The following is an 18071-nucleotide window of genomic DNA, read 5'->3' as shown; positions in this document are numbered from 1 at the left end:
CACTTAGGACAGCATAAAATCATGGCTAAACATAGCAAAACCATGCCAGCGCGCGGCTTGCGCGTGGCTGACCAGATCCAGCGCGATCTGGCTGAAATCGTCGCCTACGAATTGAAGGATCCACGCGTCGGCACGATGATCACCATCACCGAAGTACAGATCACGCCCGATTACGCGCACGCCAAGGTGTTTTTCACGATGTTGAAAGACAGCAAGGAAGCCATCAAGAACACCACCGAAGGCCTGATGGCCGCGTCCGGCTTCATCCGTGGCTTGCTGGGCAAGCGCCTGCACATCCACACCCTGCCGATGCTGCATTTCGTGCACGACAGCTCGACTTCGCGCGGCATGGAAATGTCGCTGCTGATCGACAAGGCCAACGCCACGCGCGCGGCTGACGCCGAGCCGGATGTCAAACCAGAAGCGGACGAGCAATAACAGTGGCGGGTCCGAAGAAACCGCCCGGCATCAAGCGGGTGCGCGACCTGGTCGACGGCGTCTTGCTGTTGGATAAGCCTGTAGGCTGGTCCAGCAATGACGCCCTGATCAAGGCCAAGCGCGTTTTGAACGCGAAAAAAGCGGGCCATACGGGCACCCTGGATCCGTTCGCCACGGGCTTGCTGCCGCTGTGCTTTGGCGAGGCGACCAAGTTCTCGCAGGACTTGCTGGAAGCCGATAAAACCTACGAAACCCTGGTGCACCTGGGGCAGACGACGGATACGGGCGATACCGAGGGCGAAGTGCTGGAAACGCGCGACGTCAACGTCACGCAAGAGCAGATCGAAGCCGTGCTGGCGCAGTTCCGCGGGCCGATTTTGCAGACGCCGCCGATGTACTCGGCCTTGAAACGGGATGGCAAGCCCTTGTATGAGTATGCAAGGGCAGGCATCACCCTGGAGCGCGAAGCGCGCCCCGTGACCATCCACAAGCTCGAGTTCCTCGGCTATGACGCCCCGTTCCTGAAATTGTCCGTGATGTGCAGCAAGGGCACGTATATCCGCGTGCTGGGCGAAGACATCGGCCATGCCCTCGGTTGCGGCGGCCATCTGAACGCCTTGCGCCGCACGCAGGTGGGCAGCCTGACCTTGGACGGCGTCGTCACGCTCGATGAGTTGACTGCGCATGCCGCGCCGCTGAGTCTGCTGGCGCCCGTCGATGCACTATTGTCGAGTTTCCCCGCCGTCCAGCTGACGGAAGAATTGGCCAAGCGTTTCCTGCATGGCCAGCGCATCGCGCTGGGCAAGGAAGACGTCGCCGTGCCAAGCGAGCCGGGCAGGGTGCGCGTGTATCACGACAGCAAGCTGCTGGGCACCGGCCAGTTGCAGGAATACAGCATCCTGGCGCCGGAACGCTTGATTGCCACGGCGCATCAATAAGTCACAGCAACGTCACATTACCCAGCGACACTCGTTAAACAGTGTCGCTTTTTTAAACAAACCGTCCCCGACTGCGGGAGCCGCCAGCATTTTTAGATAGCGTTGCAACGCAACATGCTATACTACGCGGTTCCGGAAATAGATTAGCATTCGGGTATCTCGTACACCTTGTACGCACTCCGCAGTTTTTCAGTAACTACTACGACCATGTCAAATACAAAACGCGCAATTCGTAATATCGCCATTATCGCCCACGTTGACCACGGCAAAACCACGCTGGTGGATCAGCTGCTGCGCCAGTCCGGCACCTTCCGTGAAAACCAAGCGGTCGACACCCGAGTCATGGACTCGAACGACCTGGAAAAGGAGCGCGGCATTACGATTCTGTCGAAGAACTGCGCTGTTGAGTACGAAGGCACCCACATCAATATCGTCGACACCCCAGGCCACGCCGACTTCGGCGGCGAAGTGGAACGTGTTCTGTCGATGGTGGACTCGGTTCTGTTGCTGGTCGATGCACAGGAAGGCCCGATGCCGCAAACCCGTTTCGTCACGCGCAAAGCGCTGGCACTGGGTCTGAAGCCTATCGTTATCGTCAACAAGGTCGACCGTCCAGGCGCGCGCCCGGACTGGGCCATCAACCAGACGTTCGAACTGTTCGACAAGCTGGGCGCGACCGACGAACAACTGGATTTCCCTATCATTTACGCTTCGGGCCTGAACGGCTATGCCGGCCTGACCGAAGACGTGCGCAGCGGCGACATGAAGCCGATGTTCGACGCCATCCTGGAACACGTTCCAGTACGTGACGACAATCCTGAAGGCCCGCTGCAAATGCAGATCACCTCGCTGGATTACTCGTCGTACGTCGGCAAGATCGGCATTGGCCGCGTCAACCGCGGTACCGTTAAAGTTGGTCAGGACGTGCTGGTCATCAATGGCCCAGGCGCCACGCCTATCAAAGGCCGCATCAACCAGGTGCTGAACTTCAAGGGCCTGGAGCGCGTGCTGGTTGACGAAGCCGTCGCCGGCGACATCTGCCTGATCAACGGTATCGACGAAATCGGCATCGGTTCGACCCTGTGCGCAGTCGATACCCCGGATCCGCTGCCGATGCTGACCGTCGACGAGCCGACCCTGACCATGAACTTCATGGTCAACAATTCGCCACTGGCTGGCCGCGAAGGCAAGTTCGTTACCTCGCGCCAACTGCGTGACCGTCTGGACCGCGAACTGAAAGCCAACGTTGCTCTGCGCGTTTCGCCAACCGACGACGACACGATCTTCGAAGTATCGGGCCGCGGCGAGCTGCACCTGACGATTCTGATCGAAAACATGCGTCGCGAAGGCTTCGAGCTGGCCGTATCGCGTCCACGCGTGGTCTTCAAAATGGTTGATGGCGTGCGCCACGAGCCGTTTGAAAACCTGTCCGTTGACGTTGAAGAAGTCAACCAGGGCGGCGTCATGGAAGAACTGGGCCGTCGTCGTGGCGACCTGCAAAACATGGAATCGGATGGCAAGGGCCGCGTGCGTCTCGAGTACCTGATCCCGGCGCGTGGCCTGATCGGCTTCCAGGGCGAATTCATGACCCTGACCCGCGGCACCGGCCTGATGAGCCACGTATTCCATGAATACGCGCCAGTCGACAACACCCGTGGCGAAATGGCTGGCCGTCGTAACGGCGTGCTGATCTCGCAAGATGACGGCGCCGCTGTTGCTTACGCCATCTGGAAACTGCAAGACCGCGGCCGCATGTTCGTGTCGCACAATGACCCAGTCTACGAAGGCATGGTCATCGGTATCCACTCGCGCGACAACGACCTGGTCGTCAACCCGATCAAGGGCAAGCAGCTGACCAACGTGCGTTCGTCGGGTACCGACGAAGCGGTGCGCCTGGTACCACCAATTCAGATGTCGCTGGAATACGCAGTCGAATTCATCGAGGACGACGAACTGGTGGAAATCACGCCTAAATCGATCCGTCTGCGCAAGCGCTTCCTGAAAGAGCACGAGCGTAAAAAAGCGTCGCGTGATGCGTAATCTGTTGTAGCGCATGGCCTGCGGGCCATGCCACGCTCAAGCCCGTTGCTCCGCCTTTCCTTCACCGGTGAGGCGCGCAGCGGGTTTGTCATTTGCAGCTCCTGTTTTTTGTAGACACCATGACTTCCTCTTCTTTGCCTTCCCGCCGCCTGTCCGTCGCCCCGATGATGGACTGGACCGACCGCCATTGCCGCAAGTTCCACCGCGAAATCACGCGCCACACCTGGCTCTACACCGAGATGGTGACGACGGGCGCGCTGGTGTACGGCGATGTGGAGCGCCATTTGCGCTTCAACGAGGAAGAGCATCCGGTGGCGCTGCAGCTGGGCGGCAGCGATCCGAAGGACCTGGCTACCTGCGCCAGGCTGGGCCAGCAGTGGGGCTACGACGAGGTCAACCTCAATTGCGGTTGCCCGTCCGAGCGCGTGCAAAAGGGCGCGTTTGGCGCCTGCCTGATGGCCGAGCCGCAGCTGGTGGCCGACTGCGTGAAAGCCATGCGCGACGTGGTCGATATCGACGTCACGGTGAAACACCGCATCGGCATCGATGACAGCGAGTCGTATGACTTCGTGCGCGATTTCGTCGGCACCGTGGCCGACGCCGGCTGCAAGACGTTTATCGTGCATGCGCGCAATGCCATCCTGAAAGGCCTGAGCCCGAAGGAAAACCGCGAAGTGCCACCCCTCAAGTATGACTATGCCTACCGCCTGAAGCGCGATTTTCCCCAGTTCGAGTTCATCATCAATGGCGGCATCAAGACGCTCGACGAGATCGACCTGCACCTGCAGCACCTGGACGGCGTCATGCTGGGCCGCGAGGCCTATCACAACCCCTACGTGATGGCGCAGTTCGACCAGCGCTATTACGGCGACGACACGCCCGTCAAAACGCGCGAGCAGGTGCTCGAAGCGATGATTCCGTACATCAGCGCGCAGCTGGAAAAAGAAGCGGGACGATTAAAACTGAACAGCGTCACGCGCCACATGCTGGGCCTTATGCAAAACCTGCCCGGTGCGCGCGGCTTCCGCCAGACCTTGTCCGATTCCAAGAAGCTGGCCTCGGGCGATCCGCGCTTGCTGCTGGAAGCGGCGGCGCGCTTGTCCTTGCCTGCCTGATGCGCGGCGACGTCCATGTCCATGCACAGCAGTTGCATGGCTACCTGCAGGCCGTCACAGCATTGAAGGATGATGGCAGCCTGTTTCTGTGCGAGTATCTGGGGCCCGTCGCGCCGCAGGCATCGCTCGACGCGCTGTGCCGCACGCTGAAGCTGCAGCCGGACGGCATGCGCCTGCAGCCGATCGAGAGCATGGACTGCAGCGGCGCCTTGTGCACGCCGCGCCAGTGGTTGCTCGAGCGTTTGCTGCCGATGAGCGAGGCGGACCGCGAGCCGCTCGACGCCCGTTTATATGATGGTTTCGAGGCCGAACTGGCCGAACTGTTCGGTAGCGAGCCGCACTGGTATCAACTGGTATCATCGGGCCAGGGCAGCCTGGCTGGTCGATTGGGTGCCATCTGGAGCATCTTTGTCTTCGGCACAGACGGCCACGCCTATGTGATGCGTTGCAGCTGGGACCGCTAATCCAACTTGTCTATACCGGTGCCCTTGCGCATTGGTATTGTCCGCACTTCCCCCTCCTCTGAGTCCCTCTCCCCAAACGATGTCACTGGCTATGCCATGTGTTGTAAATGCGCTGTTTCGGCGCACGCCCGCACTGTCGTGGGGCATTTCTATGGGGCAAGAAACGGCGTTGTTGCCATTTCCCCGAAGAAAGTTAATCAGCCATTTATTCGGGTACTTATTGCTTGCTTTGAGGCAAAATTTACACCTATAATTGATTATAGACAAATATTTCTCATATGAATGTTTGATGTTGATCTCGCATCATCTGTGTCAAAAATTCAGTGTGTAGAACAAATTTGCATTCGCAGTCACTGGCGTTTTCAGGGCTGTTGTAGATCAGGAAGTACCCCAGGCTGCGTGCGGCCGGAGACCGCCAGCATACCAATGGGTAAGGGCGGACACCGGTGTTGCGCAGCCTTCGTCTTGTCGTGCCGGGCAAAAATCCTTATCAATAGTTTCATTTACGAAGAGCCGAAATGAATTTAGCAAAAATGAAGGTTGGTACCCGCCTGGGCCTGGGTTTCGCCCTGGTACTGGTTCTGCTGGTGGCCGTGACCGTCCTCGGCATCGCGCGCATGGCGCAAATCCAGGAACGTCTCGATCACGTGATCAATGTCAACAACGTCGTCACCCGCCTGGTGATCGACATGCGTGGCAACGTCAGCGACCGCATCACTTCGCTGCGCATCCTGACCCTGATGACGGACGCGGGCGATATGGAACCTGAAATGGCGCGTATCAAGACGCAGACGAGCACCTATCAGGAAACGCAGAAGAAGCTCGAAGAGAAATTCGCCGTCGAGTCGACTCCGGAAGAAAAAGCCCTGCTGACCTCGATCAAGGAATATGAAGCTGCCGCCATGCCGGCCATCGCCAAGGCGTCGGCACTGTGGATGGCCAACGATGCGGAAGGCGCCACGCGCGTGATGATCAAGGAAATCCGCCCGGTACAGAAAAAATGGATGGAAGCGCTGGAGCAACTGGCCGTGCTGGAAGACAAGCTTAACGAGCAGATGCAATCGGACGCCCGCAAGGCCTTCGACAGCGCGCGCCTGTTCATGATCATCCTCGGCGTACTGGCCGTGGCGATGGGCGTGGCGGCGGCACTGGTGATTACCCGCGGCTTGCTGAAACAGCTGGGCGGCGAGCCTGACTACACGGCGTCGATCGCCGGCAGCATTGCCAATGGCGACCTGTCGATCGGCATCCACACGCAGCCTTCCGATACGTCCAGCCTGCTGGCGGAAATGAAGGAAATGCGCAACAGCCTGGTGGGCATCGTCGGCCAGGTGCGCGTCGGTACGGAAACCATCGGCACGGCGTCACGCGAAATTGCCGACGGCAATATCGACCTGTCGTCGCGCACGGAAATGCAGGCCAGCGCGCTGGAAAAGACGGCATCGGCCATGGAAGAGCTGACCTCGACCGTGAAACAGAATGCGGACAATGCGCGGGAAGCCAACAAGCTGGCCGCCACCGCTTCGGACGTAGCCCTGAAGGGCGGCTCCGTGGTGTCGCAAGTGGTTGACACCATGAGTTCGATCAATGAATCGGCGAAGAAGATTGTCGACATCATCGGCGTAATCGATGGCATCGCCTTCCAGACCAACATCCTGGCGCTGAACGCGGCCGTGGAAGCGGCACGTGCCGGCGAACAAGGCCGCGGCTTTGCCGTGGTGGCGTCGGAAGTGCGCAACCTGGCCCAGCGCTCCGCTGGCGCGGCGAAAGAAATCAAGATCCTCATCGACGATTCGGCCGAGAAGACGGAACGCGGTACGCGCCTGGTCGGCCAGGCTGGTGTGACGATGGGCGAAGTGGTCGACAGCGTGCGCCGCGTGACCGACATCATGAGCGAGATCGCCAGTGCCAGCCAGGAACAAAGTGCCGGCATCGAACAGGTCAACCTGTCGATCATCGAGATGGATGGCATGACGCAGCAAAATGCGGCCCTGGTGGAACAGGCAGCCGCCGCGGCGCAAAGCTTGCAGGACCAGGCGGCCGAACTGGCCCACGTGGTCAGCATCTTCAAACTGGTCGACGGCGAAGAGAAGCCGGCGGCGTATGTGCCGGCCCCCGCGGCTGCCGCGCCAGTGGCCGTACGCAAGCCGGCGCCGGCATTGCGTCCGGTCAAGTCGCTGACCCGCAAGACCGAAGCGGCCGCTCCCGTGGCGGCTGCAGCGCCACGCAAGGCGGCAGGCGCCGGCAGCAATGACGAGTGGGAAGAGTTTTAAGCGCGGCCAACAGCGCACCGGAAGTTGTAATTACCGTATCTGATAATCATGGGGAAGCACATGTTTGAGAATAAGCGTTTGATGAGTGTTGCAGCAGCCTTGCTGGTGTCCGTTTCTTCCGCCGCCTTCGCGGCCGAGGTGCCGGCGTCGTTCGATGCCAAGAACTGCAAGGCCGACTATCCGAAAGCCTCGCTGATGAACGAAGAGCAGGGCACCGTGTCGATGTCCTTCCTGGTCAACGCCGATGGTAGCGTTGCCGATTCGAAAGTCGAGAAGAGCAGCGGCTTCAAGAACCTGGACAAGGCCGCCATCAAGGCCCTGTCCGCATGCAAGTTCAAGCCGGGCACCAAGGATGGCGCCGCGGCGCAAACCTGGACCAAGGTCGACTACGCCTGGAAGCTGGACTGATCCACATTTGCCGGGAGCGGCGCTCCCGGCATGGCCGACTCCGCTACGGGCGGCGCCTGCAAGGGTGCCGCCCGTACTGTTATGTGCGCCAGCCAACGGCACTGTCGCCGCCGATTCTGTTACCCTCGAAACATACCTTCGGGATCTCCCATTACAAGAGGCCTACCATGCAGCGCATCCTGACACTTTCCTCCCTGGCCGCCAGCGGCTTGCTGCTTTCCGCCTGTGCATCGCTGAGCACGCCCGTGGGCTTGCAGGCGGGGCAGACCGTCGCCGTCGTCAATAGCCTGAGCTGGGACAATCCCCTGACGGGCAAGCGCGATGGCGTGCGCACCAGCTGGCCCATCAAGGATGGAAAGATTGCCCCTGAATATTTTCCGCTGGCGCAGCTGAAGCAGTGTGAGGCCGGCGGCAAGCCTTGCGCCTGGGGCGTGATGCGGGCGCAGCGCGGCGCGCCCACGCTGAGCTATGCGGACGGCGGTGTCGACCTGGCCGTGAGCGTGGCCATCGACGTGGCGCGGCGCCAGGATGCGCGCCAGGGTGAAACGCAAACGGCGATGGCGATTCCGCAGGATGTGGCCGCGCTGGCTGGCCGGCAACAAGTGCAACCCAGCTGGAAATTGAAGTATGGAAAGGTCGAGCAGGTCGAGCTCGATTACGGCGTGCGCTACCAGGTGTGCGTGCAGCGCTACGATGCGGCCGGCAAGGCCATCGATACCTGCGCGATTCCGTTTATTTGAGGAAACATGCGGCATGGGCCGCTTGTGGCGCGATTGCTACATTTCATGTTGCGGCGTGCGTCGGCGTGTAACAATCGGTAAAAGCACAGCAAAGCGCGGCGTAATTTCTTATAGTACTTAATTAAGTAGTACACATTAGGAGAATTGCGATGAAAACCCTGTTGGCAGTAATCTCGCTGGCCGCCCTGGGTGGCTGCGTCGTGGCGCCCCCCGGTCCTGCGTATTACGGTTCGCGCGCGCCGCAGGCAGCCTACAATCCTTACGACTGGCATACGGTCTCGTCCGAGCCGGTGCAGTCGGGCCGCGTGATGAGCGCGCCGCGTGTGGAATATACGAATGAGCCCGTTTATGTGCAGCAGCCGGTGTACGTGCAGCAGCCCGTGTATGTGCCGGCGCCTGTGTACGCGCCGCAACCGTATTACTACAATCCGCCCGTATCGATCGGGCTGGACTTCATGTTTGGCTTTGGGCGCTACGGTGGACACCGCGGCGGCTGGGGCGGGCATGGCCGCTATCACGGCCGCCGCTAATGTAGCGTGTTTGCATGCAGGACAAAGCCGGACAAGCAGTGCTTGCCCGGCTTTGTCATTTTACTAGTGGAAATACACCGAACCCTGGTGCAATACGTCCGCCGAGCACAGGATGTACATCGCCGCCGCTGCCAGACCTATTTGCAAGGCGCCAAAGCTGATCGGGATGAGGCGGGACATGTCGTACTCCTGAGTGGTGTGAAATGTGGTCAGGCTTTCATCATAGGATGAGTTGATGCCTTTGGGCATCGGATGAATGTCCGCTACCGTGTAGGACAACACCTCGTACCTGGCGCCCCGCCTCGCTCTCCGACCGCCTAGCGGTTTTTCCAGCGCACGACAGGCTCTTCCGGCGCCGTGTCCGGCACGTTCGAGATCGCCAGCCAGTGCGTCAGGCGTTCCGGGTGTTTGAGATTGATGCCCATACCATCGATGATGCCGACCTGTTCCAGCATGCGCGCATCGATTTTCGCTTTCGACACCGTGGGCGCGCCCATCACCATGCGGTCGTACGCCTTGCGCGCCTTGTGTTCCCACTTGTGCAGATTGCTTTCGTCGAAGCGGTTCGCTTCGAAGTACACGGTCAGGGTGCCATCGAGGTTGCCGAAGCCGACAATGCCTGCGCCCTTGCGGATGGTGGTGGTGTTGTCGATGTCAAATTCCGCCGTGGGCACGAAAATGCCGGCGCGGCCGTCGATGTCGGGACGTCCCACGGGCGTTTCCTTGCCGTAGGAACTCGTTTCGGTAATGGTTTTTTCTGCGGACATGGTGCGTGTGCGGTGGCCGTGCCGGGAGCGCTATCGGGCCCGGTGGTGCCAGCCTTCCTGTTCAAAAAATGCGTGCTGATGATCAGGGCGGGGTAGGGGCCCTGGCGGAGCGATGCCTGGCATTGCTTGATACCCCGCTATTGTAGCGTCAATTTAATTCTTCTTGGCAACATTTCCTGAAAATTATGCTCCCGTCTTTCCATGAAAAAAGCCGCCCGGCCATGGCGGCGGGGCGGCTGATGCGCGATGCTAGATCAGGCTCAGGCGCCGTTCTTGCGGCGCACCACAAAACCCAGCAAACCCAGGCCCAGCAGCATCATGGCGTAGGTTTCCGGTTCCGGCACGGCAGCCATCACCGAGACATTATCCAGATAGGAACCATAGGTCGGCGCCGAGACGGGGCCGATCGATTCGAAGCGCAGCAGGCTCGACGAGCCGAGCGCCGTCACGTTCTGGCTGTAGGTTTGCCACACGCCGGTGGTGGTGCCGACCAGTGCCGTTGGCGTCAGCAGGGTCGAACCCCAGTAGACGTTCATCAGGCTGCTCGCGCCGCCTGGCGTATTCGGGCGGCCCGAGTAGGCGAACGACAGCGCATACGTTCCGCCGGCCGTGGTGGCGATCGATTGCGAGACGGAAGTCAGGCGCTCGGCATTGAGTTCCAGGTATTGCGTGCCGGCAGCGGCGACGGGGTTGAAGCCGCTCTGGCCGCCTTGCGTGGCGCCCTTCTGGATTTCAAAGGCCGTGTTGCCGCTGACGGACGAGGTCCAGCCCGTCACGGCGCTCAATTGCGCGAACGGCGTGCTGATGGCATTGCTTTCGAAGCTACCGTTGATGACCAGTTCGGTCGCGGCATTGGCTGCGCCGGCAGTGATCAGGGTGGTGAGTGCGGCGATCTTGATAAGGGTGGCTGGCAGGTTCATGTATTGTCCGTTGTCTTGTTTAATAATTAATTCAATTTCCTAAATGATATTGAAGAGTATCACTAAAACTCACAAAAAATAGAAGTTTTTCAGGAAAAATTTTGTAATTGTGAAATCATTTGTGTTTAAAATGAAAATAATTTCCACGGTGAATTAGTTGTACTGACTTCCAGGGGGACGCGGCCCTGTCTTAGCTTGCACCGCAGCATCTTTGTGACATGACGGACGTAAAAAAACCTGCATCGAAAATACAACGATGCAGGTTTTTGGCCCAGTGCGCGTGCCACGCGTGCTGCCGGCTGTTAGAACGCGAGGCGGCCTTGCAGGTAGACCATGCGCGGCGCGCCCACCAGCTTGCCCAAGTTGCCATCCGAGGTGCGCGTGAAATAGCGCTTGTCGGCGAGGTTGTTGACGCCGGCGACCAGTTCCAGGCCGTTCTGGCCCGGCACTTTCCATTTCACTTGCGTGTTCCAGGTACGGAAGCCGGGAATCACGCCCAGGCTGCCAGTCGGATTTTCCGCCACGGTGTTGGCTTCGTCGGCGAACTGGCGGCTCTGGTGGCTGCTCGACAAATCAAAACCCCAGGCGCCCAGCTGGTAGTGGGCGCCGATGGTGTCCGTGGTGCGCGAATAGAAGGGCACGTCGTTGCCTGCGTTCACGCCATCCTGCAAGGTGGCCTTGGTGTAAGTGTAGGTGGCGTAGGCATTCAAGCCGGCCAGCGGGCCGGACTGGTCGAAGTGGTAGTCGATGGCCGATTCCAGGCCCCGGTGGTGCGTGGCGCCCACGTTGTAGAAGACGACGTTTTCGCCGCTGCCGACGGACTGGATCTGGTTGTCGAACTTGATGTTGAACAAGGTCGCTTCGGCCGACAGCTGGCCGCTTTTCCAGCGCGCGCCCAGCTCGGCTGTTTTCGCCAGTTCCGGCTGCAGCGGGTTCTTGCCCGATTGCGCATTGAGCTGCGTATTTTGCACGGCGCCAAACGAGCTGTTGTAATTGCCGAACAGGGTGACGTTGTTATTGAGCAAGTAGGCCACGTTCAGCGAGGGCAGGGCCTTGTTGTTGAGCAGATCGATCTTCTGGTCGGTCGGCAAGTGGTTGAAGCGTTCCGTCTTGATGTGCTCGTAGCGCACGCCGGGCGTGATGCGCCACGCGTCGATGGCGATCTTGTCGTCGATATACACGGCTTGCGCATCGGTCGAATTGTCGGCGAAGCGCGTCGGCTTTTGTTGCACGCCGGTGGCGATGACGACGTTGTAGATGGTCTCATCGGCCCGCTCGGCCAGGTAGCGGTAGCCGACGGTGACGTCCTGCGATACCTTGCCGGTCGTGAAGCGCTGCGTGTAGCGCGGTTCGATGGCCGTCGTTTCATAGTTGCGCGGCTGGCGGCCCAGGCCCGTGCGGCCGGCGTTGATCAGCGTGCTTTCGCGCGAGCTCTTGTTGTAGTAGGCGCGCACCTCGAATTCCTGCGTGCTGGACAGGGCGTTCAGGTAGCCGATGTCGAAGGCTTTGCGCTCGCCGCTCCAGAAGTCTGTCGGGCGCGTGTTCTGGAACGGGTCGGCCTTGTATTGCGCGGCGGTCAGGCCGCCCGGCGTGCGCGACGTCACGTCGTAGTAGGACAGCTTGCCGTACACCTCGGCCGTCGGGCTCAGGTCGTAGCGGAATTTGAGGGCGAAGTCGTTGACCTTTTCATCGCTGCCCACGCGCCAGTCGCTGCCGCGAATGCCCGAGTACAGCACCGCCAGGCCCAGGCCGCTGTCGAGCTGGGTGCCGGCAAAGACGCTGGCTTGCGTGTTGTGGCCCACTTCGCTGTACGAGTTGTAGCGCACGGTGGCGTCACCCGTGATGCCTGGCGTGGTGGGCACGCGGCGCGTCTTGAAGTTGATGATGCCGCCCACGTTTTGCGGACCGAAGCGCACGGCGCCGCCGCCGCGCACCACGTCGACCGTTTCGACATTGGCCAGGCTGACGGGCGCGAACGACAGTTGCGGCTGGCCATACGGCGCCACCGACATCGGGATGCCGTCCAGCAAGACCGTGCTGCGCGGCGAATAGCGCCCGGCCAGGCCGCGCACGCCGATATTGAGGGAGATGGCGCTGCCGGCGCTGCCCGAGTTGTCGCTGATCTGCACGCCGGGAATGCGGCGCATCACGTCGCTGAGGCTGGTTGCGCCCGAGTTCTCGATATCGTCTTTTTGCACCACGGTGCGCGCGCCGGCGAAATTTTTCGTGCTGGCGGCCATGCTGGTGCCCAGCAGGTTGCTGCTGACCTGAATCGATTCCAGGATGGGGCCGGCGTTATCGGCGGTATTGGCTTGCTGTGCCTGCGCGGCGATGGGCGCGTTCAGGCATGCGAGGGCGATGGCCAGCGCGCACGGGCGCAGCGAAAAGGGCAGTGTGAAAGGTGTGGCAGCCATGCATGGATCTCCGTAATGACAATGTTTGCGCGGGCAATCGGGCGGCGCGACAACATCGTGGCGTGGACATCCGGCGCAAGGGGATGATAATGATAATGATTCTCATTTTATCCGTCAATTGCGAGTATTGCGTAGGGGAGGTATGGCCGCTTGCGAGGTGGGAAAGTGTTGCTGGTGCGGTACAGCGGGTGGCTTCGATTGCCGCTTGGCACCATTGCTCGGGTGCGGCGGCATTGTGCGCGCTTCTTGTATACTCGCGTTTTTGCAGCCGTCAGACGTGAACGTACAATGAGCCAGACAACTGAAACGACACCAGGCAATTCCTCCGTGGAACGCCGTCAGGGTGACCAGCCGGCAAGTGCTGCGCGCAAATTAAATCTCCTGGTGGTCGACGACAACCAGGAAGTGGGCGAATCGCTGGCCATGCTGCTCGAAGCGCTGGGCCACCACGCCGTGGTGGTGCGCAACTGGCAGATGGCCGTCGAGCAAGTCAAGCTGTGCGTGCCCGACGCCGTCTACCTCGACATCGAAATGCCCGGCATCAGCGGCATCGAAATCGGCCGCCGCCTGCATAACAATCCCGAGACGGCCAACGCAGTGCTGATCGCCGTCACCGGCCACAGCCTGCCCATGTACATGGACGACGCGCTGGCCGTGGGCTTCCGTCACTTCCTCGTCAAGCCCGTGCGCCTGGAGGATTTGGCAACGACGGTGCAGTCGGTGCTGGCGGGGTAGTCTTTTCGCTGCCACGCCTGATCGGTGGTCAGGTGTTCAGCGCTGCGGCGCGAAATTGCAAGCCGAGTGCATGCGTCACCTTCAAAATGGTGTCGAAGCTTGGATTGCCTTCGCCGGACAAGGCCTTGTACAAACTTTCCCGTCCCAATCCGGTATCCTTGGCAAGTTGCGTCATGCCGCGCGCCTTGGCAATGTTGCCGAGCGCTTTGGCGATGAAGGATGCGTCGTCGCCCGCTTCTTCCAGGCAAGCTTCAAAGTAGGCGACGATATCCTCTTCGGTTTTGAGGTGCTGCGCGCTATCCCACTTGTTGAGTTTTTGTATCATCAGACCTCCTGGAGTATTTGCGCGAGCCGCTGCGCCGTTTTGATATCTTTTGCTTGCGTTGATTTGTCGCCGCCAGCGAGCAGGATGATTATTTCCATGCCGCGCTGGGTGAAATAAACGCGGTAACCGGGACCACAATCAATTCGCATTTCCGAAACGCCGCCACCGACAGGTTTGCAATCGCCAAAGTTGCCGTCTTCGGCACGGTCAATACGGGCCTGGATGCGGAAAAAAGCTTTCCGATCCTTCAACTGGCTGAACCAGTCATCGAACGTGGCGGTGGTATGGATGCTTTTCACGCATACAAGTGTATTCTTTGGGATACGATAAATCAAGCGTATGCATCAAGTTTGATTGTTGTGCGCCGACCAGCTTCGTTCGCTGATGCGCTCGCCTGACATGTTGTGGAAGGGCGGCTGATGTTGCCTTATGCATGTGCGCGGAAATGAAAAAAAGGGTTACAAGCCGAAGCGTGTAACCCTTTGATTTTCCTACTCATTCTGTGGGGTGGCTGATGGGGCTCGAACCCACGACAACAGGAATCACAATCCTGGACTCTACCAACTGAGCTACAGCCACCACTGTCTTACTTACCTGTTTAGCTGTTTTGCTGAACAGGTGCCGAATTATACAAAGAACTCGGCAAAGTGGCAAATCTAAATGCAGTCTTTTTTAAAGAATCGAAAGATTGCATGAAAACGGTCGCTTTTGCTCTCACACCGCTCACACGGACAGGTGTTCGACGGGCGGCTGCAAGTCCAGCAAACCGGCGAAGGCTTGCGCCAGGGCTTCGACCTTGGCCGTCGTGTAGCCCAGCAGGCGTGGCGCGTCGTTGCTGGTGCGGCGCAGGCTGGCCGCGTCGAGCAAGCGGGCCAGCTGGCGCGCCACGGCGTCGCCGGTGTCGATCAAGGTGACGGGTTCCGGCGTATGCGCGCGTACCGTGCGTTCGATGGCGTCTTGCACGAAGGGGTAGTGGGTGCAGCCGAGCACGAGGGTATCGACGCCTTGCGCCAGCAGGGGCGCGATATAGCGGTCGAGCATGGCGCTGGTGGCATCGAGCGGGTCGCTGCCCATCGCGGACTGTTCGATGCGTTCGACCAGACCGACGCAGGGCTGCAAGATGAACGTGGCGCCGGTCGCGCTGCTGACTTGTTCGCGCAAGGCCAGCAGTTTGTCGCCGCGCAAGGTGCGCTCGGTGGCCAGCACGCCGATCTTGCCGTTGCGGCTGATGGCGGCAGCCGGTTTCAGGCCCGGTTCGACGCCGACGATGGGCAGGTCCGGATAGCGCGCGCGCAGCGCCTTGATGGCGGCGATGGTGGCCGTGTTGCAGGCGACGACCAGTGCTTTCGCGCCTTGCTGCAGCAGGTAGCCGGCCACTGTCAGTGAACGGTCGATCACCTGCTGTTCCGTCTTGTCGCCATACGGTGCATGGCCGGAATCGGCAAAGTAAATCAGGTCTTCCTGCGGCAGCTGCGCGCGGATATGGCGCAGCACCGACAGGCCGCCCACGCCGGAGTCAAAAATGCCGATGGGCGCGTCAGGGTGGACATTGCTTGCAATAGAAGTCATGGGGAACCGGAGTAGATAAAAAAACGCCGCGCTGGATTGCCGCGCGGCGTTAATGGTAGAGCTTGTTTAAGCAACCGTCACGGGAATCTTGCTGACGCTATTGAGTTGCTCGATCTTCGCCTGCCACTCTTTCGGGCCCGTGTTGTGCACCGAGGTGCCTTTCGCATCCACGGCCACCGTCACCGGCATGTCGACCACGTCGAATTCGTAGATCGCTTCCATACCCATGTCGGCAAAGCCCAGCACCTTGGCGTGCTTGATGGCTTTCGACACCAGGTAGGCGGCGCCGCCCACGGCCATCAAATAAGCCGACTGGTGCTTCTGGATCGATTCGATGGCGACCGGGCCCCGTTCGGCCTTGCCGATCATGGCGATCAGGCCGGTTTTTTCCAGCATCATGTCGGTGAATTTGTCCATGCGGGTGGCGGTCGTCGGACCGGCCGGGCCGACGGCTTCGTCGCGCACCGGGTCGACCGGGCCGACGTAGTAGATTACGCGGTTCTTGAAGTTGACCGGCAATTCTTCGCCCTTGGCCAGCATGTCCTGGATGCGCTTGTGCGCGGCGTCGCGGCCCGTCAGCATCTTGCCGTTCAACAGCAAGGTCTGGCCCGGCGTCCACGAAGCGACTTCTTCTTTCGTCAGGGTGTTGAGGTCGACGCGCTTGGATTTTTCCGTGTCCGGCGTCCAGTGCACTTCCGGCCACGACGACAGCGATGGCGGTTCCATGTAGGCAGGGCCCGAGCCGTCCAGCACGAAGTGGCCGTGGCGCGTGGCGGCGCAGTTCGGGATCATGGCGACCGGCTTCGATGCGGCGTGCGTCGGGTGCATCATGATTTTCACGTCGAGCACGGTCGTCAGGCCGCCCAGGCCCTGCGCGCCGATGCCCAGCGAGTTGATCTTGTCGCACAGCTCGATACGCAGTTCTTCCAGCTTGTTTTGCGGGCCGCGTTGTTTCAGCTCAAACATGTCGATGTCTTCCATCAACACTTCTTTTGCCATCAGCATGGCTTTTTCGGCCGTGCCGCCGATGCCGATGCCCAGCATGCCAGGCGGGCACCAGCCGGCGCCCATCGTCGGCACGGTTTTCATGACCCAGTCGACCAGCGAGTCGGACGGATTCATCATGATCATCTTGGATTTGTTTTCCGAACCGCCGCCCTTGGCAGCGACTTTCACGTCGACGGTATTGCCTTCGACCAATTCCATGTGCACGACGGCTGGCGTGTTGTCCTTGGTGTTCTTGCGGTCGAAATGCGGGTCGGCCACGATGGAAGCGCGCAGCTTGTTGTCGTCGAAGTTGTACGCACGGCGCACGCCTTCGTTGACGGCGTCGGTGACGGTGCCGGAGAAGCCTTCGAAGCGCACGCCCATGCCGATTTTCAGGAAGACGTTGACGATACCCGTGTCCTGGCAGATAGGGCGCTTGCCTTCCGCGCACATGCGCGAGTTGGTCAGGATTTGCGCGATCGCATCTTTTGCCGCCGGGCTTTGCTCGGCCGCGTAGGCGCGCGCCAGGTGCTCGATGTAATCAGCAGGGTGGTAGTAGCTAATGTACTGCAACGCTGCGGCGACGGATTCGATCAGGTCTTCTTGCTTTATGACAGTCATGGTGTTCTCGCGGTGGATAAGAAGGGTAGGACTTTGATGCTGTTTGCTAATCAATATAGGAGCGCCGGAACTTAGTGGGGCGCCCTGGCTTGATTCTGCGTCACCGTCATGATGCGGTCGGTGTACGCAATGGCCATGGCCGAAATGATGAAGACCATGTGGATTACCGTTTGCGCAATGATCACTTCCATCTTGTAGGAATTGGCATTGATAAATGTCTTCAACAGGTGGATGGACGAGATGCCGATGATGGCCATCGCCAGTTTCGTCTTCAGCACGGATGCATTGACGTGCGACAACCATTCCGGCTGGTCTGGGTGGTCATCGAGGTGCATGCGCGAAACGAAGGTTTCGTAGCCGCCAATAATGACCATGATCAGCAGGTTCGAAATCATCACCACGTCGATCAGGCCTAATACCACCAGCATGATGGTCGCTTCGTTCAGCTTGGTCGGCAGGGCGCTGCCCGGCACGGCAACGGCCGTCAGCACGTGCTGCAGGGCTGCATCATTGCCGAACACGGCGCCGATCAGGTCGGATAATTCCACCCAGAAATGGAAGACATACACGCATTGTGCGAGGATCAGGCCCAGGTACAGCGGCAACTGCAGCCAGCGCGACATGAAGATGAAGGAGGACAGTGGGTGCAGCTTGGTATGTTTGGATGACGGTGGTAGGTGGTCGATCATGTGGGGTTTCCTGGGGGAGTAAATACCAATTTTTGGTATGCCCGACATTTTACACTTGCTGCTGATTACTGCGCATGGCCTTGCATCTGATTATCAGG

18 protein-coding genes and 1 tRNA gene are annotated in these 18071 nt (G+C 59.9%); 10 read left to right on the top strand and 9 right to left on the bottom strand.

Features of this window, described 5'->3' with window-relative positions:
- The first annotated feature begins 21 nt into the window (after positions 1-21).
- From rbfA to KO539_RS19560, 9 genes are all read left to right on the top strand, one after another.
- Positions 22-438 (top strand): 30S ribosome-binding factor RbfA, encoded by a 417-nt coding sequence (gene rbfA, locus KO539_RS19600; RefSeq protein ID WP_035825200.1) that lies wholly within the window; start codon positions 22-24, stop codon positions 436-438.
- A gap of 2 nt (positions 439-440) precedes the next feature.
- Positions 441-1376: a tRNA pseudouridine(55) synthase TruB gene (truB, locus tag KO539_RS19595; RefSeq protein ID WP_219311036.1), complete on the top strand. Its 936-nt coding sequence runs from the start codon at positions 441-443 to the stop codon at positions 1374-1376.
- A gap of 207 nt (positions 1377-1583) precedes the next feature.
- On the top strand, positions 1584-3416 hold the full coding sequence (gene typA / locus KO539_RS19590) for a translational GTPase TypA (RefSeq protein ID WP_035825203.1): 1833 nt from the start codon (positions 1584-1586) through the stop codon (positions 3414-3416).
- A 119-nt stretch (positions 3417-3535) separates the two neighbouring features.
- Positions 3536-4531 (top strand): tRNA dihydrouridine(20/20a) synthase DusA, encoded by a 996-nt coding sequence (dusA, locus tag KO539_RS19585; protein WP_219311034.1) that lies wholly within the window; start codon positions 3536-3538, stop codon positions 4529-4531.
- A complete protein-coding gene (locus KO539_RS19580; protein WP_219311032.1) occupies positions 4531-4995 on the top strand; it encodes a hypothetical protein in 465 nt (154 codons plus the stop codon). Before dusA ends, KO539_RS19580 begins: the two co-directional genes overlap by 1 nt.
- Positions 4996-5528: 533 nt before the next feature.
- On the top strand, positions 5529-7268 hold the full coding sequence (locus KO539_RS19575) for a methyl-accepting chemotaxis protein (RefSeq protein ID WP_219311215.1): 1740 nt from the start codon (positions 5529-5531) through the stop codon (positions 7266-7268).
- 60 nt (positions 7269-7328) lie between these two features.
- Positions 7329-7676: an energy transducer TonB gene (locus KO539_RS19570; protein ID WP_034760455.1), complete on the top strand. Its 348-nt coding sequence runs from the start codon at positions 7329-7331 to the stop codon at positions 7674-7676.
- 167 nt (positions 7677-7843) lie between these two features.
- Complete coding sequence (locus KO539_RS19565; RefSeq protein WP_219311030.1) at positions 7844-8416, top strand: hypothetical protein; 573 nt, start codon at positions 7844-7846, stop codon at positions 8414-8416.
- 149 nt (positions 8417-8565) lie between these two features.
- On the top strand, positions 8566-8946 hold the full coding sequence (locus tag KO539_RS19560) for a hypothetical protein (protein ID WP_219311028.1): 381 nt from the start codon (positions 8566-8568) through the stop codon (positions 8944-8946).
- A gap of 317 nt (positions 8947-9263) precedes the next feature.
- On the opposite strand, the gene KO539_RS19555 is transcribed toward KO539_RS19560, so the two are convergent.
- From KO539_RS19555 to KO539_RS19545, 3 genes are all read right to left on the bottom strand, one after another.
- Complete coding sequence (locus tag KO539_RS19555; RefSeq protein WP_035825219.1) at positions 9264-9713, bottom strand: hypothetical protein; 450 nt, start codon at positions 9711-9713, stop codon at positions 9264-9266.
- Between the two features lie 260 nt (positions 9714-9973).
- The gene (locus tag KO539_RS19550; protein WP_219311026.1) at positions 9974-10633 is read right to left on the bottom strand and encodes an FxDxF family PEP-CTERM protein; all 660 of its coding nucleotides are present in this window, start codon (positions 10631-10633) and stop codon (positions 9974-9976) included.
- A gap of 302 nt (positions 10634-10935) precedes the next feature.
- Positions 10936-13047, bottom strand: coding sequence for a TonB-dependent siderophore receptor (locus KO539_RS19545; RefSeq protein ID WP_219311024.1), 2112 nt, complete (start codon positions 13045-13047; stop codon positions 10936-10938).
- A gap of 288 nt (positions 13048-13335) precedes the next feature.
- On the opposite strand from KO539_RS19545, the gene KO539_RS19540 reads away from it, so the two are divergent.
- Positions 13336-13782: a response regulator gene (locus tag KO539_RS19540; RefSeq protein ID WP_219311022.1), complete on the top strand. Its 447-nt coding sequence runs from the start codon at positions 13336-13338 to the stop codon at positions 13780-13782.
- Positions 13783-13810: 28 nt separating this feature from the next.
- Here KO539_RS19540 and KO539_RS19535 read toward each other — a convergent pair whose 3' ends face one another.
- The 6 genes from KO539_RS19535 to KO539_RS19510 all read right to left on the bottom strand — a co-directional run bounded on the left by KO539_RS19535 (position 13811) and on the right by KO539_RS19510 (position 17973).
- Entirely contained in the window at positions 13811-14107 is a 297-nt protein-coding gene (locus KO539_RS19535) for an addiction module antidote protein (protein ID WP_035825229.1), read from the bottom strand.
- Complete coding sequence (locus KO539_RS19530) at positions 14107-14406, bottom strand: type II toxin-antitoxin system RelE/ParE family toxin (protein ID WP_035828697.1); 300 nt, start codon at positions 14404-14406, stop codon at positions 14107-14109. Before KO539_RS19530 ends, KO539_RS19535 begins: the two co-directional genes overlap by 1 nt.
- Positions 14407-14610: 204 nt before the next feature.
- Positions 14611-14686 (bottom strand) — tRNA-His (locus KO539_RS19525).
- Positions 14687-14830: 144 nt separating this feature from the next.
- Positions 14831-15676: a glutamate racemase gene (gene murI / locus KO539_RS19520; protein ID WP_219311020.1), complete on the bottom strand. Its 846-nt coding sequence runs from the start codon at positions 15674-15676 to the stop codon at positions 14831-14833.
- A gap of 66 nt (positions 15677-15742) precedes the next feature.
- On the bottom strand, positions 15743-17284 hold the full coding sequence (locus tag KO539_RS19515; protein WP_219311018.1) for a fumarate hydratase: 1542 nt from the start codon (positions 17282-17284) through the stop codon (positions 15743-15745).
- A gap of 71 nt (positions 17285-17355) precedes the next feature.
- Positions 17356-17973, bottom strand: coding sequence for a YqhA family protein (locus tag KO539_RS19510; protein WP_035825234.1), 618 nt, complete (start codon positions 17971-17973; stop codon positions 17356-17358).
- Between the last annotated feature and the right edge of the window lie 98 nt (positions 17974-18071).

This window comes from Janthinobacterium sp. NKUCC06_STL (assembly GCF_019345455.1).
Lineage (GTDB): Bacteria > Pseudomonadota > Gammaproteobacteria > Burkholderiales > Burkholderiaceae_D > Janthinobacterium > Janthinobacterium rivuli.
Note: the sequence above shows the minus strand (reverse complement) of the source record. Positions and strands in the feature narration are given on the sequence as shown.